This is a genomic window from Arthrobacter flavus (genome assembly GCF_039526005.1).
In the GTDB taxonomy this organism is placed as follows: Bacteria; Actinomycetota; Actinomycetes; order Actinomycetales; family Micrococcaceae; genus Arthrobacter_D; species Arthrobacter_D flavus.
The window spans coordinates 62,327-87,365 of the sequence record NZ_BAAAIJ010000009.1; the positions used below are offsets into that span (position 1 = coordinate 62,327).

At 63.6% G+C, this 25,039-nt stretch carries 24 protein-coding genes, 1 tRNA gene and 1 pseudogene; 13 read left to right on the forward strand and 13 right to left on the reverse strand.

From position 1 onward, the window contains the following. Positions 1–11: 11 nt before the first annotated feature. Both ABD059_RS04190 and ABD059_RS04195 read right to left on the reverse strand, forming a co-directional pair. Complete coding sequence (locus ABD059_RS04190) at positions 12–650, reverse strand: alpha/beta hydrolase (RefSeq protein WP_343878004.1); 639 nt, start codon at positions 648–650, stop codon at positions 12–14. Between the two features lie 8 nt (positions 651–658). Further along, positions 659–1,636 (reverse strand): ring-cleaving dioxygenase, encoded by a 978-nt coding sequence (locus ABD059_RS04195; protein ID WP_343878005.1) that lies wholly within the window; start codon positions 1,634–1,636, stop codon positions 659–661. 262 nt (positions 1,637–1,898) lie between these two features. On the opposite strand from ABD059_RS04195, the gene ABD059_RS04200 reads away from it, so the two are divergent. The 4 genes from ABD059_RS04200 (at position 1,899) to ABD059_RS04215 (ending at position 6,192) form a co-directional block, all read left to right on the forward strand. Further along, entirely contained in the window at positions 1,899–2,840 is a 942-nt protein-coding gene (locus ABD059_RS04200) for a type IV toxin-antitoxin system AbiEi family antitoxin domain-containing protein (protein WP_343878007.1), read from the forward strand. A gap of 224 nt (positions 2,841–3,064) precedes the next feature. Beyond that, positions 3,065–3,874, forward strand: coding sequence for a hydroxypyruvate isomerase family protein (locus ABD059_RS04205; RefSeq protein WP_343878008.1), 810 nt, complete (start codon positions 3,065–3,067; stop codon positions 3,872–3,874). Positions 3,875–4,026: 152 nt separating this feature from the next. Then, positions 4,027–5,181, forward strand: a complete 1,155-nt coding sequence (locus ABD059_RS04210) for a glycerate kinase (RefSeq protein ID WP_343878009.1) — start codon at positions 4,027–4,029, stop codon at positions 5,179–5,181. A gap of 165 nt (positions 5,182–5,346) precedes the next feature. Next, positions 5,347–6,192, forward strand: coding sequence for an HpcH/HpaI aldolase/citrate lyase family protein (locus ABD059_RS04215; protein WP_343878011.1), 846 nt, complete (start codon positions 5,347–5,349; stop codon positions 6,190–6,192). Positions 6,193–6,286: 94 nt separating this feature from the next. Here ABD059_RS04215 and ABD059_RS04220 read toward each other — a convergent pair whose 3' ends face one another. The 5 genes from ABD059_RS04220 to ABD059_RS04245 all read right to left on the reverse strand — a co-directional run bounded on the left by ABD059_RS04220 (position 6,287) and on the right by ABD059_RS04245 (position 10,024). Continuing rightward, positions 6,287–7,369, reverse strand: a complete 1,083-nt coding sequence (locus ABD059_RS04220; protein ID WP_343878013.1) for a fatty acid desaturase family protein — start codon at positions 7,367–7,369, stop codon at positions 6,287–6,289. A 153-nt stretch (positions 7,370–7,522) separates the two neighbouring features. Next, positions 7,523–7,951: a hypothetical protein gene (locus ABD059_RS04225; protein ID WP_343878014.1), complete on the reverse strand. Its 429-nt coding sequence runs from the start codon at positions 7,949–7,951 to the stop codon at positions 7,523–7,525. Continuing rightward, positions 7,941–8,132, reverse strand: coding sequence for a helix-turn-helix transcriptional regulator (locus tag ABD059_RS04230; protein WP_343878016.1), 192 nt, complete (start codon positions 8,130–8,132; stop codon positions 7,941–7,943). Before ABD059_RS04230 ends, ABD059_RS04225 begins: the two co-directional genes overlap by 11 nt. A 425-nt stretch (positions 8,133–8,557) precedes the next feature. Continuing rightward, the gene (locus ABD059_RS04240; protein ID WP_343878019.1) at positions 8,558–9,172 is read right to left on the reverse strand and encodes a flavin reductase family protein; all 615 of its coding nucleotides are present in this window, start codon (positions 9,170–9,172) and stop codon (positions 8,558–8,560) included. Between the two features lie 9 nt (positions 9,173–9,181). Continuing rightward, positions 9,182–10,024 (reverse strand): SDR family oxidoreductase, encoded by an 843-nt coding sequence (locus ABD059_RS04245; protein WP_343878020.1) that lies wholly within the window; start codon positions 10,022–10,024, stop codon positions 9,182–9,184. Positions 10,025–10,344: 320 nt separating this feature from the next. On the opposite strand from ABD059_RS04245, the gene ABD059_RS04250 reads away from it, so the two are divergent. Continuing rightward, entirely contained in the window at positions 10,345–11,256 is a 912-nt protein-coding gene (locus ABD059_RS04250) for an SDR family oxidoreductase (RefSeq protein ID WP_343878022.1), read from the forward strand. A gap of 124 nt (positions 11,257–11,380) precedes the next feature. Next, a complete protein-coding gene (locus tag ABD059_RS04255; protein ID WP_343878023.1) occupies positions 11,381–11,665 on the forward strand; it encodes an ArsR/SmtB family transcription factor in 285 nt (94 codons plus the stop codon). Between the two features lie 3 nt (positions 11,666–11,668). Here the strand turns inward: ABD059_RS04255 and ABD059_RS04260 are convergent, their stop codons facing one another. Continuing rightward, the gene (locus ABD059_RS04260) at positions 11,669–12,262 is read right to left on the reverse strand and encodes a vitamin K epoxide reductase family protein (RefSeq protein WP_343878024.1); all 594 of its coding nucleotides are present in this window, start codon (positions 12,260–12,262) and stop codon (positions 11,669–11,671) included. A gap of 85 nt (positions 12,263–12,347) precedes the next feature. Here ABD059_RS04260 and ABD059_RS04265 point away from each other — a divergent pair, with 85 nt between their 5' ends. From ABD059_RS04265 to ABD059_RS04280, 4 genes and pseudogenes are all read left to right on the forward strand, one after another. Continuing rightward, positions 12,348–12,968 (forward strand): hypothetical protein, encoded by a 621-nt coding sequence (locus tag ABD059_RS04265; RefSeq protein ID WP_343878025.1) that lies wholly within the window; start codon positions 12,348–12,350, stop codon positions 12,966–12,968. Positions 12,969–13,140: 172 nt separating this feature from the next. Further along, positions 13,141–13,299, forward strand: a pseudogene (locus ABD059_RS04270) (Dyp-type peroxidase); the annotation flags it as partial. Positions 13,300–13,351: 52 nt separating this feature from the next. Continuing rightward, positions 13,352–14,188: a DsbA family protein gene (locus ABD059_RS04275; RefSeq protein ID WP_343878026.1), complete on the forward strand. Its 837-nt coding sequence runs from the start codon at positions 13,352–13,354 to the stop codon at positions 14,186–14,188. Further along, positions 14,181–16,253 carry a bifunctional copper resistance protein CopD/cytochrome c oxidase assembly protein gene (locus tag ABD059_RS04280; RefSeq protein WP_343878028.1) on the forward strand — a complete coding sequence of 691 codons (2,073 nt, stop codon included), beginning with the start codon at positions 14,181–14,183 and terminating at the stop codon, positions 16,251–16,253. Before ABD059_RS04275 ends, ABD059_RS04280 begins: the two co-directional genes overlap by 8 nt. 59 nt (positions 16,254–16,312) lie before the next feature. Here the strand turns inward: ABD059_RS04280 and ABD059_RS04285 are convergent, their stop codons facing one another. Next, positions 16,313–17,383 carry a TIGR04086 family membrane protein gene (locus tag ABD059_RS04285; protein WP_343878029.1) on the reverse strand — a complete coding sequence of 357 codons (1,071 nt, stop codon included), beginning with the start codon at positions 17,381–17,383 and terminating at the stop codon, positions 16,313–16,315. Between the two features lie 109 nt (positions 17,384–17,492). On the opposite strand from ABD059_RS04285, the gene ABD059_RS04290 reads away from it, so the two are divergent. Further along, the gene (locus ABD059_RS04290; protein WP_343878031.1) at positions 17,493–17,993 is read left to right on the forward strand and encodes a DUF456 domain-containing protein; all 501 of its coding nucleotides are present in this window, start codon (positions 17,493–17,495) and stop codon (positions 17,991–17,993) included. A gap of 50 nt (positions 17,994–18,043) precedes the next feature. Beyond that, positions 18,044–19,657: an amidohydrolase gene (locus ABD059_RS04295; RefSeq protein ID WP_343878032.1), complete on the forward strand. Its 1,614-nt coding sequence runs from the start codon at positions 18,044–18,046 to the stop codon at positions 19,655–19,657. Between the two features lie 11 nt (positions 19,658–19,668). On the opposite strand, the gene ABD059_RS04300 is transcribed toward ABD059_RS04295, so the two are convergent. The 4 genes from ABD059_RS04300 to ABD059_RS04315 all read right to left on the reverse strand — a co-directional run bounded on the left by ABD059_RS04300 (position 19,669) and on the right by ABD059_RS04315 (position 24,901). Then, positions 19,669–21,459, reverse strand: coding sequence for a glycoside hydrolase family 15 protein (locus ABD059_RS04300; RefSeq protein ID WP_343878033.1), 1,791 nt, complete (start codon positions 21,457–21,459; stop codon positions 19,669–19,671). An 8-nt stretch (positions 21,460–21,467) separates the two neighbouring features. Continuing rightward, positions 21,468–21,596, reverse strand: a complete 129-nt coding sequence (locus ABD059_RS04305; protein ID WP_343878034.1) for a hypothetical protein — start codon at positions 21,594–21,596, stop codon at positions 21,468–21,470. Positions 21,597–21,696: 100 nt separating this feature from the next. Continuing rightward, positions 21,697–23,184 carry a S10 family peptidase gene (locus tag ABD059_RS04310; RefSeq protein WP_343878036.1) on the reverse strand — a complete coding sequence of 496 codons (1,488 nt, stop codon included), beginning with the start codon at positions 23,182–23,184 and terminating at the stop codon, positions 21,697–21,699. 196 nt (positions 23,185–23,380) lie between these two features. Next, positions 23,381–24,901: a DHA2 family efflux MFS transporter permease subunit gene (locus tag ABD059_RS04315; RefSeq protein WP_343878037.1), complete on the reverse strand. Its 1,521-nt coding sequence runs from the start codon at positions 24,899–24,901 to the stop codon at positions 23,381–23,383. Between the two features lie 51 nt (positions 24,902–24,952). Between ABD059_RS04315 and ABD059_RS04320 the strand changes: the two genes are divergently transcribed. After that, a tRNA-Ala gene (locus ABD059_RS04320) sits at positions 24,953–25,025 on the forward strand. Positions 25,026–25,039: the final 14 nt, after the last annotated feature.

Consider the following 25,039-nt stretch of genomic DNA (forward strand, 5'->3'; position numbering starts at 1 on the left):
GGCCGGAAGGGTCAGCTGGTCGCCGTGGCCGTTCGGGAGCCGATCCACGCCGCCGCACCGTCCACCTCTGAGGGGTGCACTCCGTGCCCGCCCTCGCGGATGGTCTGGTGAACGTCCGAGCCGGCGGCGTCGAGCACCGACTTCAGCTGCAGCACGCTGGCTAGTGGCGCCATGGAATCCGCCTCCCCGTTGAAAAGGGCGACGGCGGTACCCGTCAGGTCGGCGTCGACCGTCCGGTCACCCAGCGGGTACATGCCGGAGAAGGCGACGACGTCAGCCAGCACCTCGGGGTGCAGCAGCGCCGTGGCCAGTGCAATGTTCGCGCCGTTCGAGAACCCGACGGCGATGATCCTCCGGTCACCCAGGCCGTGGTGCTCCCGCGCCCAACCGATGAAGCCGGCCAGCTCGCCCGTGCGCCGGACGACGTCGTCGACGTCGAACTGGCCTTCGCCGAAGCGTCGGAACCACCGGTTCATGCCCTGTTCCTGCACCGGCCCGCGAGGGGAAAGATAGCCGGCACCGGGTGCGAGGCGTTCGGCGAGCGGCAGGAGGTCGTGCTCGGTCCCGCCGGTGCCGTGGAGCAACAGCAGGACAGGGGTCGCCGGTGTTCCTGCGTGATACAGGTGCGGCCATTCCTCGACGGTGGTCATCTCGGTTCCTAACTCAGGAAGGTAGCGATTGACGGATTGTTCTCCGCTGGCACGGTGATCTTCGCGACCGCGTGGGAGATGGCGTCACGGTTGGGCTCGAGCCATGGTGGCAGTTTCAGTGAGCGGCCCAGTTCGAGCAGCGGCTCGTCGATGTCGAAGCCTGGGGTGTCGGTGGCGATTTCCAGCAGGGTTCCGCCGGGCTCCCGGAAGTAGATGGAGGTGAAGTACTGGCGATCGAGGATGGCTGTCACGGCGTAGCCGCGCTCGGCCAGTTCCTGGCGCCAGAGCTCCTGGGTGGCCTGGTCGGGCACCCGGAAGGCGATATGGTGCACGGTGCCGCCGGCGACGAGGCCGCGTTCGCCCCGGCGGTCGGTGACGATATCGACAACTGTTCCGGGCTCGCCGTTGTGTGTACTGAGGCGGTACCTGCCGTCGGTCTCACTGAGGATGTTCATGCCGAGGTCGCGGGTGAACGTTTCGAGGCTGGCGGTAGGGTCCTGAACGGTGAGCACCGATGAGTGCTGGCCCCGGACCGCGTATTCAGCTGGCACCGAGGCGGAATCCCACGGGTTGCGGGGGTCAGAGAGCGACGACGCCACGAGGTCGATCTGCAGGCCGTCGGGATCGCGCAGCGACAGGCGCTCTTCCTCGGAAGAGGCGCGCGTGATGGTCGAGTCCACGCCGATGGCCTTGAAATGGTCCTGCCACCAGCCGAGGGTGCCCTGCGGGACCGAGAATGCGGTAGTGGTGGACTGTCCGCTGCCGACCTTGCCGCTGCGAATCCCTTGCCAGGGGAAGAAAGTGAGGAGGGAGCCGGGGTTGCCCGCCTCGTCTCCGTAGTAGAGATGGTAGGTGCCGGGATCGTCGAAGTTCACGGTCTTCTTCACGAGCCGCAGGCCCAGGCCCTTGATGTAAAAGTCGATGTTCTTCTGGGGGTCACCAGCAATTGCGGTGACGTGGTGGAGCCCTTCGGTCTGTGCGGTCACAACGTCCTCCTCGATAGATCCAGCGCTCGACGCCGGCATGTAGATGCAAACGCATGAATCCTCGAGTTTGTTCCCGGCGTGTTTGCGGATGGTTGGGGTGTCCCGTTGTTCCGTGCCCTAGATGCGGCCCTCCGGGTCAGACCTGCCGCGTACACTCGGCCAATCTTGGCTGTAGGGCCGTTTCTTGATGCATCCGCTCAGGTTGTCCACATGTCGGGTCATGGCTATGGTCGAAACCCTTCGTAGTGGGCATTCTGCTGTCATGACTTCTTTAGACTGGCTGAATCGGAAGGCTTTGTGGCTGACTCGTGATCTCGCGGCTCAGGGCTTGACCACAGCCAATATCAACGCACTGGTGCGCCGCGGTCAGTTGGTTCGAGTGCGGCGCGGGTGCTATCAGGGTGCCGGTCGGTGGAATAAATTGACGTCCGCTCAGCAGGAAGTGCTCCGGGTCTATGCGCACCGCGCGATCGGCGCCTCACTTGGCAATGAGAGTCCCGTCTATAGTCACACCTCTGCCGCTCGGTTGCATGGACTGTTCCTTCTTGATCCTGACCCGTTGATTCATATCACCCAACCATCGAGTGTTTCGCCCACCAGCCACGCGCAGGATGTGCGTAAGCATCAAGGGCGGTTGGCAACCGCCGAAGTAGGTCTGAGGTCAGGGATCCTCGTCACAACGCTGGAACGCACGGCAGTGGACTGCTCGCGCATCTTCCAGTATCGGCAGGCGCTGATCACTACCGAGCATGCCCTGCGGCTTGGGGCGGACCGGGAGCAGATGAGGCAAATTGTCGCGGAACTTGTCAACCATCAGGGTGTCGGGGGTGCGCGGAGGGTGCTGGCGAACGCGAGTCAGTTGTCGGAATCGCCCGGTGAGACCCTCACGCTTCATGCACTTCGATCCTTCGGTATCCCGATGCCAGAACAGCAGGTCTGTATACCCACCCGGTTGGGTGATTATCGGCTGGACTTCGCCTGGTGGGAGTTGCAGGCCGCACTGGAGTTTGATGGCAGGGCTAAGTATTTCAACTATGAACCCACTGCAAAGGTCCTCTTTGAGGAGCGACGACGCGAGAAGGCCCTCACTGAGCTGGGGTGGACCATTCTGCGGATCGAGTGGGCAGACCTGTTCAAGGAGGCGGAGTTGAAGGAGCGAATTCTGGCACACCTTCGGCGCGCCGGAAGCCGTCGAGCCGCATAGGCCGTCGCCCGCGGGACGGCTTGCCGCTGACAGAAGCGGCCGTCAGGGCAAGGATTGCCGGTTGTGACCGGTGGAACTCTCTCTGGCGGCAGTTTGTGTGGCCAGACCTTGCTCGAAGGGCCGGGTCTGTGAAGAGATTAGTTGACGCGCCACCGCGATATTCCTAGCATTTCGCCAGGGCGAAGAAAACTTCCGAGGCGCGGAATTGAGATGAGAGAATCCATATGACTTACACCGTGAACTGTTCAATCCTCTTCACTGAGCTGCCGCTATGGGACAGACCAGCTGCCGCGAAGGCCGCCGGTTTCGATGCGGTCGAGTTCTGGTGGCCATTCCCCACTTCAACACCCGCCGCCGCCGAAGTCCAAGATTTCGAAGATGCCATCACGAATGCGGGAGTTCAGCTGACGGGCTTGAACTTTATTGCCGGTGAGATGCCAGGCGGCGATCGCGGTCTGGTCTCCTGGCCAGCCCGTACTGAGGAATTCCGAGCCAACGTTCCGGTCGTTGTCGGTATTGGCGAGCGGTTGGGTTGTAAGCACTTCAACGCCCTGTACGGGAACCGGGTGGAGGGCGTGAGCGCGCAGGAGCAGGACACGCTGGCCGTTGACAACCTCGTCCTGGCCGCCAACGCTGTCGCAGCAATTGGCGGGACGGTCCTCCTTGAGCCGATCAGCGGTGCAGACCGTTACCCACTCAAGACCGCCCAGGACGCGCTCAACGTCATCGCCAATGTCCACGCCCGTGGCGCCACCAACATCAAGCTGCTTGCCGATTTCTACCACCTGGCAGTGAATGGCGACGACGTCGGCGCCGTCATCGAAGCACACGCCGAGGACTTTGGGCATATTCAGATCGCCGATGCCCCAGGGCGCGGCGCACCCGGCAGCGGAGAGCTCCCGCTGGCTGACTGGATCGATCGCAGCCGAGCCCTCGGATATCAGGGCCCGATTGGCCTCGAATACAAAGCGCCCGCCGAACAGGCGTTCATCTGGCTTGCCCGCCAGTCGTCAGGTAAAAGACGCATCGGTTGACCGCTTGCATCGGCGTGACGGTAGTGAGGCGCGCACCGTCACCGGATGCTGAACGCCAGCGACACCCGTGGAAACGTCCAGGGGGCGGAGTTTCACCGGCCTCGTCGGTCTGCCCGAGGCTGCGGCGAGCCCACCAATGATCTAATGGCCGTATGCGCATCGTGATTGCACCGGACAAGTTCAAGGGTTCACTCTCGGCCCCCCAGGTCGCCGAGGCTGTGGCCACGGGCCTACGCGACGCGCTGGGGCCCCACTCGATCCTCAGCATTGAGCAGGTGCCAGCGGCGGACGGCGGCGAAGGAACTCTCGATGCGGCCGTCGCCGCCGGTTTCTCCCTCCTGATTGCCACGGTCACCGGACCCACGGGTGAGCCGCTGGAAGCGCCGATTGCGATCCGCGGGTCGCAGGCAGTGATTGAAATGGCTCTCGCATCGGGCCTGGCCGTATTGCCCAACGGCACCCTCGATGCGGGCGGCGCCACCAGCCAAGGCACCGGTGACCTCATCCGGTTCGCGCTCGACCAGGGCTGCACCAGCATTGTGCTCGGAGTAGGCGGCAGCGCCAGCACTGACGGTGGGGCGGGCCTGCTGGCTGGCCTGGGCGCCAGATTGCTTGACGACGACGGCGGTGACCTTCCGCCCGGTGGTGCAGCGCTCGGCCGCCTCGCATCAATCGACCTGGCCGGTCTTGACCCGCGCCTGTCGACGGCTTCGATCACGCTCGCCTCCGACGTCGATAACCCGCTCCTGGGCCCCACCGGTGCCGCTGCAGTGTTCGGCCCGCAAAAGGGCGCCACCGCCAGCGATGTCCAGAATCTCGATGCCGCGCTCGGACGGTTCGTGAGTGTTCTGGCGACTGTCTCCGGCCCGGCAATCAACGAGGCGGCCAGCGCACCGGGTGCCGGTGCCGCCGGCGGGGTGGGGTTCGCTGCGCTCGCGGTGTTGAACGCGCGACGGCGACCGGGCATCGACGTCGTCCTGGAACTGACCGGCCTGGCCGAGAAGCTGCGCGACGCCGACCTGGTAATCACCGGAGAGGGCAGCCTCGACGAACAGAGTCTGGGCGGAAAGACCCCCATGGGTGTGGCGACCGCGGCGGCGGTTGCGAACGTCAGGGCTATCGCCGTCTGCGGGCGGACCGTCCTGACTCCTGACCAGTTGTCCACGGCCGGGTTTGAGCGCACCTTCGCGCTGACGGACCGGGAACCCGACGTCGAGCTGTGTATTGCCAACGCGGCCACGCTGCTGCAGGAAGTGGGCAAGGAGATCGCAGCTTATGTCGGTCTCACCGAGCAGCACGCCCACTAGGCCGGGCGACCCATCATTCAGGGTCCACTCACCTAGCTGCTGACCATGCCTCCGAGGAGCTGAGCAGTTACGCCGGAGGTATTGGGGCTGGTTTTGTTCGTAGTGTTTGTGTCAGCTTCGGTGCTGCGGTGGATTATGGCTCCGACCGTTCAGTAGTGTTCATCTATGGCCTCCTTAAGAAACAGCCGCGCAGCGGCGCTCCCCGCCAAACTCTCCCGTTCCTGGCTGCTGGCCTCCGCGGCGTCCGAGGCCAACTTCGCGCCTGCCCTCACGTCCGAGGCAGACTCGGTCGTGTTCGACATGGAAGACGCGGTTCCCTCCGCTGGCAAGGCCGAAGCGCGGGAGCGGGTGGTCGAGGCACTTTCCACCGGGATGACGGCCTGGGTGCGCGTGAACGGCATCGAAACCGATTTCTGGGCCGATGACCTAGCCGCACTCTCGAAGGCTCCCGGGCTGCGCGGCGTGATGCTGGCCATGACGGAAAAGCCCGAGCAGGTCACCCACACTGCCATGCGGCTCCAGGCGGGCACCCCGGTGCTGGCTCTGATCGAGTCGGCGCTGGGTATTGAGAACGCCACGTCTATTGCCAGCGCACCGGGTACATTCCGGCTCGCGTTCGGCGTTGGAGATTTCCGGCGAGATACCGGAGCCTCCGACGAGCCGATGGCCTTGGCCTACGCCCGCGCCAAACTGGTGGTTGCTTCGCGGGTGGGGCAGCTGCCCGGGCCTATCGATGGTCCAACCGTCGGGGCGCTGGGGGACACCCTGCTGGAGGCCTGCAAGGTGACTGCCTCGATGGGTATGACCGGTAAGCTCTGCCTCCTACCTGACGCCACCGACACCATCAACAAGGGCCTCTCCCCGAGCGAGTCCGAGATTATGTGGGCGCATGAACTCCTTGTTGCGCATGAAGCTGGCGCCGTCGTCGGTGACGGGTCATACCTTCCCCGACTGGCCCGAGCCCAGAAAATCTCTTCACTGGCCGATTCCTACGGACTGTGGAACGCGTAAACAAGCCACGTCAGACAGAGAAACTGCCCTGCCGGTCAGGTCCGCCGCCAGGAAGCGGCAGATCTGACCCGCAGGGCAGTTTCTTTGTGGCTGGCTACTGGTGCCGGTACTTGTTCACCATGGGGCAGTCGAAGGGGTCGCGCGCGGCGAGGCCCACCCGGTTGAGGTAGGACACCACAGCGCCGTAAGAGGCGGCGACGCCGACCTCCGTGTAGGGGACCTTGAGGCGTTCGCAATGCTCGCGGACGATCAAGGCGGCCTTGCGCAAGTGTGGGCGTGGCATGTCCGGGAACAGGTGGTGCTCAATCTGGAAGTTCAGGCCACCAAAGGCATTGTTGACGAAGTTGCCGCCTCGAATATTGCGTGAGGTGAGAACCTGCTTCTGGAAGAAGTCCAGTTTGCTGTTCTTGGGGATGATCGGCATGCCCTTGTGGTTGGGGGCGAAGGAGGCTCCCATATAGATGCCGAACACAGCCATCTGAACGCCGATGAAGGCAAACGCCATGCCGACGGGCAGGAACCAGAACAGGACGCCGAGATAGGCGCCGAACCGCATCGCGAGGAGGGCTAGTTCAATCCAGCGGCCCTGCACCGCTCCTGGTCGGAACAGGGTGCCAATGGACTTGGCGTGCAGGTTGACGCCCTCGAAGGTCAGCAGCGGGAAGAAGAGGTAGCCCTGGCGGCGGGTGATCCAGGCGTGAAGCCCCTTAGCTTTCGCCGCGTCTTCCTCAATGAAGGAAATGGTATCGATCTCAATGTCAGGGTCCTTGCCCACCACATTGGGATCGTTGTGATGGCGGGTGTGCTTATTCATCCACCACTGGTAACTGATGCCGACGACGCCGGCGGCCAGGATCCGTCCGGACCAGTCGTTGGCCCCGCGGGTTTTGAAAATCTGCCGGTGGGAGGCCTCATGGGCGAGGAACGCGATCTGTGTGAAGACGATGCCGAGCACGGCGGCGATCAACAGTTGGAACCAGGTGTCACCCAGCAGGGCGAAGCCGGTCCAGGCGGCGCCCATAGTCAGTGCCAGGGCAGCGAAGACTGAAACATAGAAGCGTCGGCGACGGTTCAGTAACCCTTCTTTGCGTACCTGCTTCAACAGCGTTGAATAGGAGGCAACGACGTCGTTCGGCTTTGCAACGCGCACGCTACGGCCGGAGGTTGTGATACTCAATAAGTGTCCCTGCGCTAGATTCTGCCCCCAGCAGACGAAGGGATGCTAAACCCGCGGATATCCGTAGCCTATGTGAGTTAGATGTATGCGGCCTGTAAGTATGCGTTTGGCGGCATAGTTAGTGATCCGCGGGGATCGAGCCGCTCAAAAGGGTCAGCTCTTACGGTTGATTACAGTGAACGCGACGGCTCCCACCACAGCCTGCGCCAGTAGGAGCAAAGACAGAACCATCTCCACGGCAGCCCCAAAGCCCACAGCTATTGCTGCGATGGCGGTCAGCGGGAATGATGCGAGTCCGAGGACTGCCAGCGATCGGGTGAGCACCGCATTGTCCCGTTCATCGCCCGTTTGGGTCCAGGCGCGTTCGAAGGTGCTCACGCGCGAGGGGGTCTTGGTGATGCGCCATAGGCCAATCAGGGCGGCGACCAGTCCGACGGCGCCGCCCATCAGAAGTCCAGCCCCCATGTTTCCCGGGCCGTACTCCTGAAGCAACAGCCCTGTCACGATGAGGCCAGACAGCCCGGCCAAGACCAGGCCGAGGACTGCAGCCTTTTGCTTGGAGGTGTAGGTGTTAGTCGACATGGAAGATCTCCTCTACGGTGCTGCGAAAGTGTCGGGCGATGGCTATGGCCAGTGGGAGCGAAGGATCATAGCGGCCGGTCTCAATGGAATTGATGGTCTGACGTGAAACGTCGAGGAATGCTGCGAGTTCACGCTGGGAGATGCCAGCCGCTTGGCGGAGCGTGCTGAGATCGTTCCTCATTGAAAATCGAGGTAGTCAAGGAAACTTGTCATGAGTCAAGCTTCCTTGACTACTCGCGTGATGTCAAGCGTCCTTGACTCCTTGTGAAAGCGGGCCAGGAGAGTGGGGTTTGACATACCCCTAGGGGTATTCGCATACTTGAGTGAAAGCTGTCCACGATCCGATTCTGGATCCAATGAAAGAGAGTTCGTATGTGTCGGACAACCACCTGTATGCGCTGTCGGAAAACCACCTGGGCTGGCTGTGGAAATCACGTCGATCAGGTCATGCGGTCGGTGCCAAAGAAGAATCAGTGCACCTGCAACCCGACCGTCGAACCGAAGCGGTCGCGGTCTGCGGGGCAGGCTCAGTCAGGTTGGTTTGGTCGATTGTTCGGCCGGTAAAAAGCCTCGTGGAGGAGCGGGCGGCGCTTCCTCGGTACCCGTTCAGCCGCGGAAGTGACCCGGCCATTCCTCCACGGGTATGCGCTTGATTGTGTGAACGGCTCCGGTGGTACCCCATTCATCGCGACCCAGTCGGGACAAGGGTTTGAGGCGGTCCATCAGGGGGTGGCTCCCGTCCAGGACGTCCTCGGAAATGGCTGCATGGGTCACCTCGCCGAAAACCACAAAACAATCCCCGATGGGCTGCACCAGATGTAACTTGCACTCCAAGGCCACCGGAGACTCCAGCAGCCGTGGGGGCGTCACCGTGTGACTCGGTTCCCGGGTGAGGCCGGCGGCGTCAAACTCGCTCACTTTCCGGTCAAAATTCGTGGCAGTGGCGTTTATTTGCTCGAACAACTCTTCTGGTGCGAGATTGACCACAAACTCGCCGGTTTCCTCGATATTGAGGAGGGTGTCCTTCCGCCCTACCGATGTGAAAGCGACCATCGGGGGATCCACCGACGCGATAGTGAAAAATGAGTGCGGCGCCAGGTTGTCCTCACCTGCCGCAGACTGGGACGATACCCAGGCAATCGGGCGCGGTACCACCGTCGAGGTGAGTAGGCGGTAAAAGTCACGCGTCGAGGTGTCGTCTCTGCTGAAGTCTCTGCGCATCCTTTGACCCTAGCGGTCGTCGCGGAGGACCTGGGCAAGATCCTGTGCTGGTCGACCCGTTAGATCCTGCACCGTGGTGGTGGTCCGGGCCAGCCCTCCTTCGGCAATTGCTGTGTAGGTACTGACCCAGGCATCGAGCTGCCAGTCGGGCGCGCCGAAGTGTTGCCGGGAAGCGTAAGCTTCATCGACCGTTTCGTTCCGGTAGGTGACCTCCCGCCCGGTTTCCTTCGAGATGATCGCGGCAGCTTCCGCCAGGGTGAGCGCCGTGGGGCCGGTCAGCTCATAGGTGTTGCCCGCATGGACGGCGGCATCCCGCAGGATGGCTGTGCTCACCTGCACCACGTCCTCCCGGGAGACCGCGGCCAATCGCCCGTTGCCGGCGGGGCCGCGAATGGTGCCGTCGTCGTCGGCGAAGTGTTGCAGGACGTCCAGGTACAAGTTGTTGCGAAGGAAGGTGTAGGCGATCCCGGAACGGCGGATGTACTCCTCGGTGGCCCAATGATCACGCCCGAGGGTGAAGGTGGCGTCTGCGGCGGCACCGAAGAAGGACGTGTACACGATGTGCTGCACGCCGGCTTCACGGGCTGCGTCGACGAAGGTCAGATGCTGCTCCACGCGATCTTTGGATTCGCCCGCTGAGACCATGAAGAGGGTGTGAATACCCTCGAGGGCTGTCTCGGCTGCCGAGCGGTCCGCGTAGCTGCACTCGGCGGCGGTCGCGCCCGGCAGTGCCGGTGCACGGCTGAGGTCTCGGACCGGCAGGCGAAGCGCGATCCCGTCCGCCGCAAGAATGCGTGCCACAGCACCGCCGATGGCCCCTGTCGCTCCGGTAACTGCAATGAGATTATCCATACTCTTCTGCAGCGTGGGTGGGGGGTGAATTATTTCCGTTCGGCAGCACGCTGTCCGGCTCGCCTAGACTGGGGGACCATGCGCTTCATCAACAAATACCGTGTGCCCATCGTCTGGCTTCTCATCATCGCTCTTGTGGCGAGTATTGGTGCGGGATTCTTCGCTCAGATCTTCTAGCTTCCCTGCTCTGCCTTGTCTGACGGGTGGGTACGTCCTAGGATAGTCAGTAGGCTTAGCTTTCGGGGAGGCCGGTAACAGATCCGTCTCCCGGCTAGCCTGCACAGACCGTATCGTACATACGCACGGCAAGTGAGGAACGCATGACTGACAAGACTTCAACGACTGACCAGTACACCTTCCAGGATCCGGTGACTCGTTTCCCGAGCATCTCGGCCCCCAAGCAGGACCAGCCCGAACCCGGGTTGGATCGAGATCTGGAACCACAGACCGACCGCGGCGAGACCTCCTATCGTGGCACCGGCCGACTCAAGGGGCGCAAAGCGCTTATCACCGGCGCGGACTCCGGTATCGGCGCTGCAGTCGCCATCGCGTTCGCCCGTGAAGGTGCCGACGTCGCACTGTCCTACCTCCCCGTCGAGGAGCCCGACGCCGTCGAGGTCGCGCGCCTGATTGAAGAGAGCGGCCAGAAGGCCGTCAAGCTTCCGGGCGACCTGACCGATGCGGCTTTCTGCCGCTCACTCGTGAACGAAGCCGCCGAACAGCTGGGTGGCCTGGATATCCTCGTGAACAATGCCGGCAAGCAGATTGCCGTCGAGCGTCTTGAAGACCTCACGGATGAGCAATTGGATGAAACTTTCAAGACGAACATCTACTCGTTCTTCTGGATCACCCGTGAGGCATTGAAGCACCTGAAGCCCGGATCGAGCATTGTGAACTCGACATCAATTCAGGCCTACAGCCCGTCATCCACTTTGCTGGACTATGCGAGCACCAAGGCTGCGATCAACAACTTCACCAAGGGTCTCGCCGAGCAGCTGGCACCCAAGGGTATTCGGGTCAACGCCGTCGCTCCCGGCCCGATCTGGACCCCATTGCAGGTATCGGATGGGCAGCCGAAGGACAAGCTGCCCGAGTTTGGCAAGGACACGCCGCTGGGGCGGGCAGGGCAACCCACCGAGTTGGCCCCGGCCTACGTCTTCCTGGCGTCCTCCGAGTCAAGCTATGTGGTGGGGGAAACCCTGAACGTCAACGGCGGAAAGCCCTCGCCGTAACCCGTGTTGTCGATGTGAAAGTTCTCGACTATCCCCTGCTGGCGGGCCGCTTCGGCTCGGCAGCAGGGGCTTTCGCGTATGTAAGGTTAGATGAAGATAAGCGCACTGTGATGGGTTTCTGCTGATGCATGCTTTTGACGTCCTGGGCGACCCGGTTCGCCGCCGGATTCTTGAGCTTCTCGTGGATGAGGAATGGGCGGCTGGCGATATTGCCCGTGTCATCCGCACCGAATTTGGGATCTCCCAGCCCGCCGTGTCGCAGCACCTCCGGGTGTTACGCGAGAACGGGTTCGCGCGCGTGCGGGGGGACGGTACCCGTCGGCTGTACGCCGTTGAGGCTGGACCCCTACAGGACGTGGATCAATGGTTGGAGCCCTTCCGCGCAGTGTGGTCCGGCCGGCCGGTCTGAAATCTAGCCGGCAAAGACGCCGATGAACCGGAAGAATACTGCAGCGGCCGTGGCAATCACCAGCAGTGCCGCCGTCGTCCCCGTCCATCCGCTGAGGAACTGCTTCACTCGCTCGCTCGCCGGAAACACGCCGCACACTAGATTGCGCGACGTGAGGAAAACGGTGAGCACGATCATCGCAGCCCACACCACCATGCAGTAGATGCAGAGGATCCCGATCGCAAAGAGGGCCTGGCTCCATAGCCAGATGGTGAAGAGCATCCCCAGGGTTACACCCACCTGCAATGCGCGCCAGTACCAGCGGGCTACGTTTGCTCCGGCGAGGAGCATGGCCCCCGTGGTGATGATGACGGAGAACGCGACAATTCCCAGCAGTGGGTTGGGGAAACCGAAGAGACCCGCTTGCCAGGTTTTGAAGACTTCACCACAGGAAACGAAGGCATTGACGTCGCAGCTGGTGACGTAGTTGGGGTCCGCATACACAGCCAGCCGTTCAAGGACCAACTGGCCAGATGCCAACCACCCCACCACCCCGGAGAGGATCAGAATCAGACCGAAAGGCTTGTCCTGCGCGAAGCGTGGCGTAACGGTGTCCATGGTGACTTTCTCGGAGCCTCGGCGGTCGTGAGCAACTTTTTCTACTCCCCGTAGAAAAGGTTACAATTTTCAGGAGGGAGGAACAATGTTTGGCAGGACCAGTGTGACACCAGCCGCCCGCCTCACCCGTGGGTTGCTCGTCGCTGTCACATCGACCTTCCTTGCCGGTGCCTCACATGCCCTCGCCGGCGGTGGCGTTCCAACTGTCGCGGCTGTCATTGCGATGACCCTAGGTACGCTCGTTTGCGTCATTCTTGCCGGCCGTCGACTGACCCTTGCGAGAATCATCGTCGGTGTAGCGATCAGCCAAGTAGTTTTTCACTCGCTCTTCGCCTTGTTCACTGGTGCTTCGACGGCACCGACCGGATCGATGGTCGGCCACGGGCACGAGCTAGTTTTACCGATCCCGTCGGCGGCTATGACCGGCAGTGATTATCCGGGCATCCTGATGCTCGCGTCCCACCTGGCGGCTGGTCTGCTGACAATTGCTCTGGTGCGACACGGCGAAGCACTGTGGTGGGCCCTGGTTGGCGTCCTGGCTGCATCCTTGACGGCGATGATCCGGTGGGTGGGCTCCTGCCCGTTTTCCGAGAAGCTGCGCTCACTTCCTGTTCGGCCGGCAACCCTCGGTATGCACGATCTTCTGCATGCCAACTCAAGGCGTCGCCTCCGGGGGCCCCCGGTCAACCGGCTGTCTTTCGCCTGACCCGGTCAGCTGCGGCACCGAGAACCACCGTGACTCCGCGTACCTCACCACGGTAGGAGAAACCTTTGGCCACCCCGCATTCTGGCGGGTTGGCTCGCACTTTCCGACGTGCGGTACTAGTGATCTTTGTTCTGGGTGGAATCACCTTTTGTCGGGGATCCGTCTCTTTGCCCAGGCCGACGTCGACCGTCAGTTCGTCCCGTTGCAGCAACGACTGGACGAACTGGACCTCCTGAACCAATTGACTACACCCATTGGATCTGCGGTGTTCGCCATCCCGCCGGGCTGTGTCGAAGGAGGGTTCGTCGGAGATCCACTCTTCGATAGCTGACCCCGACTACGCCGCAACCACGCATCCCCCTCCCACCTAAAGGAATCCCAAAATGACCGCATCAAGACCTCAACCCGCCGGTTCCTCCCGCGAATCGGCGCAGCGACTTCGGCTGGAACACGAGCGGCGGGAAAAGCGCTCACGCCTGGTGGTGCGGTGGGGAATCATTGGTGGAGTCCTGGCTGTCCTTGCGGTGATCGCTGTGGTCATTGTGTCCTCGATCCGCCCGGATGTTCCGGCTGCTGGCCCCGCGCCAGCCCACGGCAACGAATATGGCGGGATCGCCCTTACCTCTCCCACCGAGTTGGCAGCCACTGCGGCTTCGACAGTCGACGCCGAGGCTGCGCTGGAGGAGACACGTGACACACCGATGGGGGTAGGGGCCGACGCCGGGGCCGGGCCGGTCCAGGTGGTCGCGTGGGTCGACGTCAATTGCGTTCACTGCGCGGACTTCGAAGCAGCCTACTCGGCCCAGATTCAGCAGTGGCTCGACGACGGCGACGTCACCATGGAGTACCGAACCGTCGCTTTCCTCGACCGGAACTCGACCAGCGCGTACTCCTCCCGGGCAGCCAACGCGCTCGCTTGCGTAGCTGACACAGCGCCGCAGGCATACCAGTCATTTACTCAAGCGCTCTTCGGGAATTTCGCCGCTGGGGAACTGAGCGATGACGGGCTCAGCGACCTCGCTGAAGCGTCGGGAGCAGAGGACATCTCCACCTGTGTGGCTGAGGGCACCTTCCGTCCCTGGGTGGACTTCACCACCAACGCAGCGTCCTCCTCGGGTATCTCAGGCACACCGACCATATACATCGACGGTGAACAACTTGGGTCTCCTGCCGATTTCGTGGCCGGCGTCGAAGCCGCAATCGAGGCTCAAGGTGCCTAAAGGCGGACCCCTGCAAGATCCACCAGAGGTGGTCGCCGCGAGGGATGAACGGACAGCACCGGGGGAGCGGATTCCTGAACGCACCCTTGTGAGAGTAGGTCTCAGTATCGCGGTGCCGGTCAGCCTGGCGCTCGCGATCCTGTCGATGTACTTCAGCGAAGCGCTCACTACATACCGAACCACGATGGCGGATCCCGGCGACTTTGTGGTCCATGCCCGGCCCGCCGCGCGGGTACTCCAGGACCTCAGCGCTGCCATGACCATCGGTTTCCTGGTGCTCTGCGCAAGTCTCCTACCGGGGTCCGACCGGAACAAATCGATCATTGGGTTTGCCCAATGGAAGGCCCTCAACTGGGCCTGGATCTCGGCGAGTGTCTGGTTTGTCGCCTCGGTCGCCTCGCTGGTGCTGATTGCCGCTGACACTGCTGGCCAACCAATTAACAGTCCTGGGTTTGCATCGATTTTGCTGTTCTTCGCCACTGAACTGGAGCTCGGACAGATCCTGCTGGTGGCGCTCTTGGCGGTCCTGATTCTGGTGGTCATGCTGCCAATGGTCCGGTCGACCACAGGGGCTGGCATTGCGCTGGCCATCGCAGCGCTGGGGATCCTGCCATTGGCACTGGCCGGGCATGCTGCCGGGTCGGATGACCACGGCAACGCCGTGAACTCCCTGGCGCTCCATCTGGTCGGCGTGTGTGTATGGGTCGGCGGGCTCGCAGCGGTGCTGCTGCTGGGGTCCCGGCTGGGTAAGGACACGGGGCGGGTCCTTCGCCGCTACTCAGCACTGGCTGCGTGGGCATTCGGAGCTGTGGCTTTCTCGGGAATCATCAATGCCAGCCTCCGGCTAGGGTCCCTGGCGGACTTGGCCACGCCCTATGGTCTGCTCGTGGTCGCGAAGGTGGGCAGCCTGACCCTGCTCGGGCTCGCTGGGTGGTATCAGCGCCGCAGGATTCTGCCGCGACTGGACCGCGATCCGGAGGACCGACGGGCGTTCGTTACCTTTGGGGTGGCTGAAGCGGCGCTGATGATTATTACCATCGGTGTGTCCGCGGGTCTTGCAGCGAGTCCGCCGCCCGTTCCCCAGGGGTCAATCGCCGACGTCGACTTGCGCCGTTCCCTTCTCGGCTACCCATTCCCGGAACCGCTGACTGTACCCAGCTTCCTGGCCTCGTGGCACCCCGACTGGACCATTGGGCTCCTGGTTCTTGTAGCCGCCGGAGCCTATGTGGCCGCGGTCATCAGGCTCCGACGTCGCGGTGATCGCTGGTCCATTCCCCGCTCGCTGGCCTTCCTCGCAGGATGCGCTCTGCTGATTTGGCTCACCAGCGGCGGGCCAGCCGTGTACGGGCGGACCAGCTTTTCGGGGCACATGATCCAACATATGGGCCTGATGATGTACGCACCCGTGCTCTTTGTGCTGGGGGCGCCGATCCTGTTGCTTCTCAAGTCGACACGTCCGCGCACCGACGGCAGCCGAGGCCTCCGCGAGTGGGTGCTCTGGCTCTTCCGCTCACGCTTCAGCCACTTCCTCACCCGCCCCCCGGTTGCAGGGCTGATTTTCGTGGGCAGCATGGTGGGGTTTTACTATTCGCCCGTCTTTGAACTGGCTCTGTCCACCCATGTGGGACACGTGTTCATGATCGTGCACTTCCTCATTACCGGATACCTTTTCGCCTGGGTGCTGATCGGAATCGATCCGGGGCCCGCCCGGTCACCGTACCCGTTCAGGCTGATCATCCTGCTCGCGACAATGGCCTTCCACGCCTTCTTCGGGCTGTCCCTTCTCGGTGGAACCGAGATTCTGGCCCCCACCTGGTGGGCTAACCTGCAGCTGACCGATCAGGCAGCCCTGCTGGCGGACCAGCAGCGAGGCGGCGCGATCGCCTGGGGGATCGGCGAAATCCCGACGGTGCTCCTCGCCCTGGGTGTCGCCATGGCGTGGCGGAAGGACGACGAACGGACAGCGGTTCGCGAGGACCGTGCCGCCGACCGGGACGACGACGCCAAACTCACCGCCTACAACCAGCATCTCGAAAGTCTGCAGCGCCGGTCCCCGGGACGGTGAATACACACGACTGCGCCCCACCCGCGAGCTAGCACGGGTGGGGCGCAGTCGTTGAGGATCTATCGGGTCGGTGTGTTGTCGTAGTCGGCCCGGTCGATCTTGCGGTGGTAGCGCATGCCGGTGAGACCGCCCAGGACGGCTCCAGCGAGGGCTGCGACCAGCGCTACGACGACGGCGATGATGCCCGCGGTCGTGAGGTTCCCTTCATTGAGTGGGATGCGCGGGAAACTGTTGAGGTTCGCGAAAATGTCGAACTGCCTCCCGAAGATCAAGCCGAGCACTGCCACCAGCACCGCGATGATGAGCGCCCATAGCCACACGGCAACACCCTGCTTCGCTCCGTTGAACCGTGCCATCCGTCCGGCGACATAGCCGCCGGCGAAATAGGACAGAAGCAGGATCACCAGCAGGACAATCGCTCCAGTGATGCCTACAGTCTGCGGATCAGCGGCCACCCGGTCGGCGGCATCAGTCAGGTCAGTGTTGGTGGAGAGCCCGAAGACTGCTCCAGCGGCGGCGACAAGCGCCGTCAGTAGCACCGCCATCCCGGTAGCCGTGAGCCAGCCGAAGAACGCCGACCCAAACTTCATGCCGCCAAAGGTATCCTTCTCGTGCTGCAGGAGCGCCGCGCGTTCGGCCGATGCCGGCAGCGCTGGGCGGTCGTCGTGGGTATCGCGGTACCGGGCGTCATCCGGATCGGCGGTGTGACTGACCGGTTGCGCGGTGACCGGCTGGGTGCGCGTGGACGGCGAGGCAGCTGTGGCGCCAGTGCCGGTGCCCGTACCCACTGCATCTGCTGTGCCGCCAGACTGAGTCTCGTGCACCTGGGTGGCGTCGCTGTCGGTGGTGCGGTGCACCTGGGTGGCGTCGCCGTCGCGGTCTGGGCGGGAACCGGTGGTCTGGTGCACTTGGGTGGCGTCGCCGTCGGTGGTGCGGTGCACCTGGGTGGCGTCGCCGTCGCGGTCTGCGCGGCGCGCATCGGTGAAGTCGTGCGCTTGGGTGGGCTCGCCGCCATCGGTGCTGGCCGAGGATGAATCACGCCATTCCGCAGTGCCGTCAGAATGCTTGGGAGCATGCTCTGGTGGAGCGCCGCCCTCTGCCGGGTCGTTCCCTGTTCCTTGCGTGCTCATGGTGCCTCCTGCTATTGGTGCCTTGCGGCTTCCTCAGTAACCTTACTATTGCCGCCGATAGGGGACAAGAGGGACCACATGTGGTCCAACGCAGTGAGAGACTTTCCCTATGGAATTTCAGATCCTGATGACCGTGCTGACCGGCCTGCTGATCGTGGTGGGGATCGCGGGAGTCATCGTGCCAATCCTCCCGGGCAGCATTCTCATCATCGGTGCCCTTCTGATGTGGGCGCTGGTGGTGTCCAGCACCGCGGGCTGGGTCGCCTTTGGCGTCGGAGCGGTGCTGGCAGTCGCTGGCCTGCTCGCCGGGGCTGTCCTGACTGGCCGAAAACTCCAGCAGCGCCAGATCCCGGGCAGGTCGGTCCTGATCGGATTAGTCACCGGGGTGGTGGGAATGTTCCTGATCCCTGTCGTCGGGCTCTTCGTGGGGTTCGCCGCTGGCCTGTTCGCGAGCGAGTTCGCCCGGCAGCGGCAGGTCGGCCCGGCGCTATCGTCCAGCGGTGCTGCGTTGAAGGCGACCGGCATTGGGATCCTGGTCGAGCTTGGGCTCGCGCTGCTCGCGGGAAGCGTCTGGGTCATTGGTGTGTGGGTGCACTTCGCCACCGCCTGAAGTTCGATGATCACCACTATCGCCTGAAAACTGTCGCTCGGGAGCTGACCATGCTGCTGGATCTCATCCTCACCAACGCCCGTATCATCACCATGGACGCCCAGCGTCCTACGGCAGGGAAGATCGGCATCCTGAACGGGCGGATCGTCGGCCTCGATACCGATCTGGCCGGCCTGAGCGCCAAAGAAGTCATTGACCTGCGGGGCAGGGTTCTGATCCCGGGTCTGAACGACGCGCACTGCCACACCGCGTGGTTCGGGCTCACCCTGGGGGAGGTGGACCTGTCCCGTCTCGACGATCTGGAGCAGGTCTATGCCCGCCTCCATGCGGCGGCGCAGGCCCCGGCGGACGACGACGGCGAGTGGTTGGTTGCCAGCGGGTTCGACCACCACCGGTTCGGCGGTCAGTTCCCCAACCGGGATGCCCTGGACCGGGTGGGTGGAGGCCGTCCACTATTCATCAGGCGAACGTCAGGTCACGGTGGAATCGCCAACACCGAGGCCCTCCGGCGGGCGGGAGCTCTTGCCCGGGACTTCAGTGATCCGGTCGGCGGGAGGGTCGTGCGGGACGCCTCGGGGGAACCGACAGGCCTGCTGCAGGAAACCGCCCAGGCCCTGGTCCTCGACCTGCTCCGCCCCTACGCTCGTGACACCCTGGTCGCGGCCATCGCCCGGGCGAGCGCCCGGTACGCGAGCGAGGGGATCACCAGCTTCACCGATGCCGGCATCGGGGGCGGCTGGATTGGTCACGCACCAGACGAACTGGGGGCGTTCCAGGACGCCCGGGCAGCGGGGAAGCTGCATGCCCGGGCGCAGCTGATGCCCGCGATCGAGACGCTGCAGTCGAGTACCGGAGCCGGTCTGGGCCTTGGGATGTACAGCGGGTTTGGCGATAACATGCTGTCGTTGGGCCCGGCGAAGATCTTCCTGGATGGTGCACTCTCCAGTGAGACTGCGGCACAGACCGAGCCCTACGCCACCGGCAGTGCTAACAAGGGCTACTTGTTGGACGATCCGTTGATCCTGCGGCGGCAGATGGTTGACGCGCACCGTGCCGGCTGGTCCATCGCGGCGCACGCGATCGGTGACGCTGCCATGGACCTGGCGATCGACACGTTCCGGCAATTTCCTGCCCAACCCAAGGGGAGCCTGCCGCATCGGATCGAGCATGCGGCCGTCGTCCGACCGGACCAGCTGTCAGCACTCGCCGCCCTGGGTGTAGCGGTGGCGCCCCAGGCCTCGTTTTTCCGCCCGATTGGCGACGTGATGACGCTGTCTCTGGGGGCGCGCCGGGCGGCGTTCACCTACCGGGCCAAGTCATTCCTCGACGCCGGTATCCCGATGGCAGGTAGCTCTGACCGGCCCTGTGCTGACGGGACAGCGTTGCGCTCCATCCAGTCCTACATCGACCGGTTGACCGCCGGCGGCGCCATCTTCGGTGCCGCGTCCGAACGGCTCACGGCTGCGGAAGCCCTCCGCGTCTATACGGTCGGATCGGCGGGCGCTACCGGATTCAGTGGGACGAAGGGCCGGCTTGCGGTGGGGATGCTTGCCGACTGCGCTGTCCTTGAGGCATCACCGCTGGAGGTTCCGACCAATGACATCGCCGACATCCCGGTTCTGGCAACGCTGCTGGGTGGCCGGTTTACCCACCACCAGCTGTGACTGGGTGGCGTCTATTCGTCGTCGGCCAGGGAAAGCGCGGCGGTAATCAGGGCGAGATGGCTCAGACCCTGCGGTAGGTTACCCATGAACTCGTGCCGGTCATCGGCGTCGATCATTTCGGCCAGCAGGCCGACGTCGTTCGCCAGAGGCAGCAGCTCGTCCATCTGAGAGCGGGCCTCCTCCTTGCGCCCGACCAGGGCCAGGGCTGCCACCATCCAGTAGGCGCAGGCGACAAACGTGGATTCCTCGTCCTGCATGCCGCTGTAACGGTAGAGGAGGGGGCCGGCTCCGAGCTCGTTGCGCAGGGCATCAATGGTCGAGGACATCCGGGGTCCGCGCTCGTAGCCGCTGATAGCGTGCAGCAGGATCGAGGCATCCAACTCCTGGGAGCCGGGATACCAGACGTAGCTCTGCCGGTCTTCCGACCAGCAGTGCTCTTCGACCCAGTCCCGGATCCGGTCGCGCTCAGCCCGCCAGCGCTCGGCGGGTCGTTGCAGTTGCCCGGCTTCGGAGAGTTTCACAGCACTATCCAGTGCGTGCCAGCAGCCCAGCTTCGAGGTGGTGTAGTGCCGCTCCTCGGGGAGCTCCCAGATGCCGGCGTCGCGCTGCTGCCAGGTATCGCACGCAAGATCTGCCAGGTCCGCGAGTTGACGGGAAGTCGTGGGGTCCAGGACATGCCCGGCCTCAACGTACAGTCGCACAATGTCGAACAGGTCCCCGAAGACGCCCAGCTGGAGTTGGCCAGCTGCAGGGTTCCCGTCCACCACCGGGCCGAGTCCCCGCCAGCCAGGAAGATCCGGGGTACGTGTGCCTTCGGGGATCTCTCCGTTGAGGCGGGTGAAGACCTGCAGGTCCCTGCCCTGAGTGCGAAGGTTCTTGAGCATCCAGGACACCGCAGCGTGGACTTCCTCGCGCACCCCGGTCCGGACCAGCGCATGAAGGGTGTAGGCGGTATCTCGCAGCCAGGTGTACCGGTAGTCCCAGTTCTTGCCGCCAGCCCTGCTCTCGGGTAGCGACGTGGTCGCGGCTGCGGCGATTGAGCCGGAGGGGCTGTGGATCAGCAGCTTCAGGGCGAGGGCGCTCCGGAGTACCTGGTCGGCGTAGGGTCCGTCATAGCTGAACTCCCTGGACCAGGTCTGCCAGTTGGAGATGGTTCGTTCAATACCGGCGTCCACCGACTGGGGATCGGGCAGTGGCAGGGGCTCGTCGTGAGTGGAGATGACAGCGATGAGGTGGCGTGAGCCGGGAGCGGTGGTGAGGGTCCCCGAAATCGCCTGACCTTCGATGGTCACCTCGCCCTCATTGATGCCGCGGACGCCCAGCGCCGTGCCGTCGACCATCAGTACGGCGCCATGGTCGGTGGACTGGACCCAGGGTGAGGCGGTCTGGAAGCAGTTGCCGGGGCGGATAGCCCAGCGCATCGGCACGTTCCCGGTCATTCCCTCGATCCGGCGTGCCAGCTCACCCCAGGGCAGCCGACCTGCCACGCCCGTGTTCAGGGAATCGGTGACCTGGACGGTACCGGACGGGGTGGTGTACGTGGTGGCCAGGACATTGGTGCCGTCCACATAAGCCCGCGTCGCGGTGAACGATTCGGCTGGGCACAACTCAAGCGCGCCGCCGCCGTCGGCGTCCAGTAGCCGGGCGAACGCAGGCGTGGAGTCGAGGTCGGGGGTGGGGTACCAGTCGATCGATCCATCGTGGGCGATCAGGGCAACCGTCCGCCCGTCGCCGATCGCTGCATAGGAACGCAGGTCAACGTAGCCGTCTCGGCGGTCGGCTAACTCATTCGGATCGATCATTCTGGGGGTTAGTGGCCCTGATTCTTGTTGTACCGGGTCTTGTTGGCGCGGGTGGTCGCGTTGCTGCCACGGCGATTCTTCATCAGCTTGGAGGCGATGACGGGGACGAGGGTCCACAGGATTCTCTTCAGCAGCACGACATGTTCCTTTTCTCTGGGATGACCGAGGGTTTCCACGGAACACCTAAGTCTACTTATAGTCCGGCGTGAAGGAAACTTGGAACGTCCCGTTTGGCGGCTAGCCGGTGTGCGTCACAAAGTCCTTGAGCGCCGCCAACTGCGCCAATCGGCATTCAGGCTTCAGATACATCATGTGCCCGGCCTCATGGTAGTGGTGCGTAAACCGGTCTTTCATCTGGTCGGTCAGGTTCATGTGGGCGAACACGTACTCAGCCGCGAAATGTGGGGTTGCGCCGTCCTGGTACCCGTAGTCCACGTGGACGCGGAGGGAGGGGTTGTGGACCAGTAGCCGCTCAAGGGTGTGACTCACATCCACGGGTGCTCCCTCGAAGGTCTTGTAGCTCCACGGGTGCACCCGGGCAGTGAGTACCTCGTATGGAAGGTCATTTTCGTAGCCGAGTTCGGCGCGCACGTAGTGGTTCATGGCTGCCGCGTACGGACCGGTGATGGCGCGGATGCTCGGGTCATCGGTCATGGCGGAGCTTTGCAGGCTGGCAGGCTGCGCCGTGAACCGCCCGTCAATCCGGCCGACGGCGAGCCCCTCCGTGCGGAGCAGCTCGGCGGCGAACTCACCGTATTCCCACCGCAGGTTGGTGCGCCGGACAAAGGCTTCGTCGAGGGTGGTGATCGCGGCCAGCCGGGCGACGACGTCGTCGTACTCCGCGGCGCTGAGTCGGCTGCCCTGGGTCAGGGCGTACCCGTAGTCGCGGGCGGCAAAGGCTTCGGCCTCGCCGACGACGTCGGCGAGGTCCCGCCCCGGATGGCGGCCGTGGAAGTGGGCGATGGCCGCGTAGGTGGGGATGTGCAGGGCGTAGGGGAGGTCACTGCCGGGAAAGAAGCGCAGCGTTGACATGTTCAGCACTGTGGAGATGAGGCCCAGACCGTTCACTGCCATGCCGTAGGCGTCGAACAACCGCCCGGCGACGGCGACGGCCCGGAGCGTTCCGTAGGACTCGCCGACAAGGTACTTTGGCGAGAGCCAGCGGTTGTTGCGGGTAGTCCAGAGCCGGATGACCTCGGCCACCAGATCGCGGTCTTCGATGAAGGCGTGGAACTCGTCCGACTTCTCGCCTTCGACGACGCGGGAGAAGCCGGTGTTGACGGGGTCGATCATGACCAGGTCGCTGTGTTCAAGGAGTGTCTCGGGGTTGTCCACCAGGCCGAACGGTGCGGGAGTCATGGCACCGGTATCGCCGGAATCGACGCGGCGTGGACCGAGCAGGCCCAGATGAAGCCAGATCGACGCCGATCCGGGACCGCCGTTGAATGCGAAGGTGACGGGCCGTGTTGGGGTCTGGCCGTCGTCGGGCTCCGTGTCCTTGGTGTAGGCCACGATGAAGATTTCGGCTTTGGGTTTGAATCCGTCGGACTTCCCGTCCTTCGTTTCCTCCCGGCGCAGGACCAACCGGCCGGTAGTGCTCGTGTACTTCAGGCCCGACGCCGTGGTGTGCTGCCGGATGGCGAAGTCGTCGGTGACTTCCTTGACTTCCTCGACCTTCTCGGAGGTTGCGGAGTCATCGGTGGTTTCTGCAGTGTTGTCAGCCATGACTCGAGCGTACAGGTAGTTCCCCGAGGCAACCAGTCGTCGTCGGCGGTGTGTCTCGGGCGGGCGGGGGGCCGTCGAGGTCGCCGTTGTCGGTCCTGGTGAGCAACCTGGTCATCGGATAGCAGAATCTCCCTCACCGATGTCCAGGTTGACGCGTCCAGTCCAGGTTGCTCCCCAAAATTGGAGCCAGCGGCGGTTACTTCGCCGCATTCGTCTCGGCTGGAACGCCCGACGGCGATTCGTCGTCCGCCCAGCCGGTCCGGGGTTGGGGGCGGGCAAAGAACAGGGCAGCACCGAGCCCAATGAGGATTACCGTGGCCGGCAGGAAAAGAGACTGGCCCATGGCTGCCGCGTATCCGGGCTGTAGGGCTTCGGAAAGCTGCTGGCCGGGCACAGCCTCGGCTCCGCCGTCGCCGATGTTGGCAGCCAGACGGGAGAGCATCATTGCGGCAATGGCGGAGCTTCCGAGTACGGCCCCTACCTGCCGGGTGGTGTTATAGACGCCGGAGCCGGCGCCCGCCGAGGACCGAGGCAGGTTGCGGGTAGCTGTCAGGGAAACCGGCGCCCAGATGCCGGCACTTGCCAGGCCGAGCAGTGAGATGGGGAGCAGCAACGCCCAGACGGGCATATCGGGAGTCATGATGGCGCCGAGCCAGAACAGTGACACCGACATGGCTGAGAATCCGAAGATGGCCATGTACTTGGGGTTACCGCGCTGGACCAGTCGCCCCACCAGAGGGGCAAGTGAACCGGAGATGATCGCCATGGGGGTGAGCAGCAAGGCGCCCTCGGTGGGGGAGAAGCCGCGCACATTCTGCGCGTACAGCATCAGCGGGATGGCGACGGTGGTGATCGCAAAACCCATCGCGAAGATCGATGTGTTGCCCAGGGAAAAGTTACGGTCCTTGAACAGACCCAGAGGTACCAGGGGTTCCTTGCGGTTATAACGCTGCCACAGGAGGAAAGCCACGAGCAGGACCACGCCGGTGATGATCAGGAACCAGACCGATATGGGCCCGGCGATGGTCCCCCAGTCATATGTCTGGCCCTCCTGAATGCCGAACACCAGGCAGAACATCCCCGCGGCGCTCAGGACCACGCCGAGGAAATCGAAGCTGTGGCTGTTGGTCGGAAGCCGGGGGACCAGACGGTAGGCAAGGATCAGACCGACGACGCCGACCGGTGCGTTCACGAAGAAGATCCACTCCCAGCCGAGTGAGTCGACCAGTAAGCCGCCAAGTACCGGGCCAATGAGGGTGGCGACACCTGCCACGGATCCCCACAGCCCCATCGCAGCGCCTCGGCGTTCCGGTGGGAAGATGCGGGTGATGACGGCCATGGTCTGGGGCGTCATCAGCGCCGCCCCGAGTCCTTGAAGGACCCGGGCCATGATGAGCATCTCCACTGACCCGGCCATCCCGCACCACACGCTGGCCAGGGTGAACACCGTCAGGCCGGCGAGGTAGATTCGGCGAGGGCCGAACCGGTCCCCGAGCCGTCCAGTGATCAGTAGTGGCACGGCGAACGCGAGCAGGTAGGCGCTATTGACCCACACCACGCTGTCCAGATCGGCGTTCAGCCCGTTCATGATCGCCGGGATGGCGACTGAGACAATCGTGGAATCCACCAGGATCATGAAGAAGCCGATCACCAGCGCCCAGAGCGCTGGCCAGGCGTTGATCTCGGTCTGCTCCTCAGCGGAGCGTTGTGTGGTCATTCTCTGAGGTTACTCCGGGTCTGGGCCTCGATTTGCTACAGTACTTTCTGCGGGGCTTTAGCTCAGTTGGTAGAGCGTTTCGTTCGCAATGAAAAGGTCAGGGGTTCGATTCCCCTAAGCTCCACTTTTGAGGTCCTT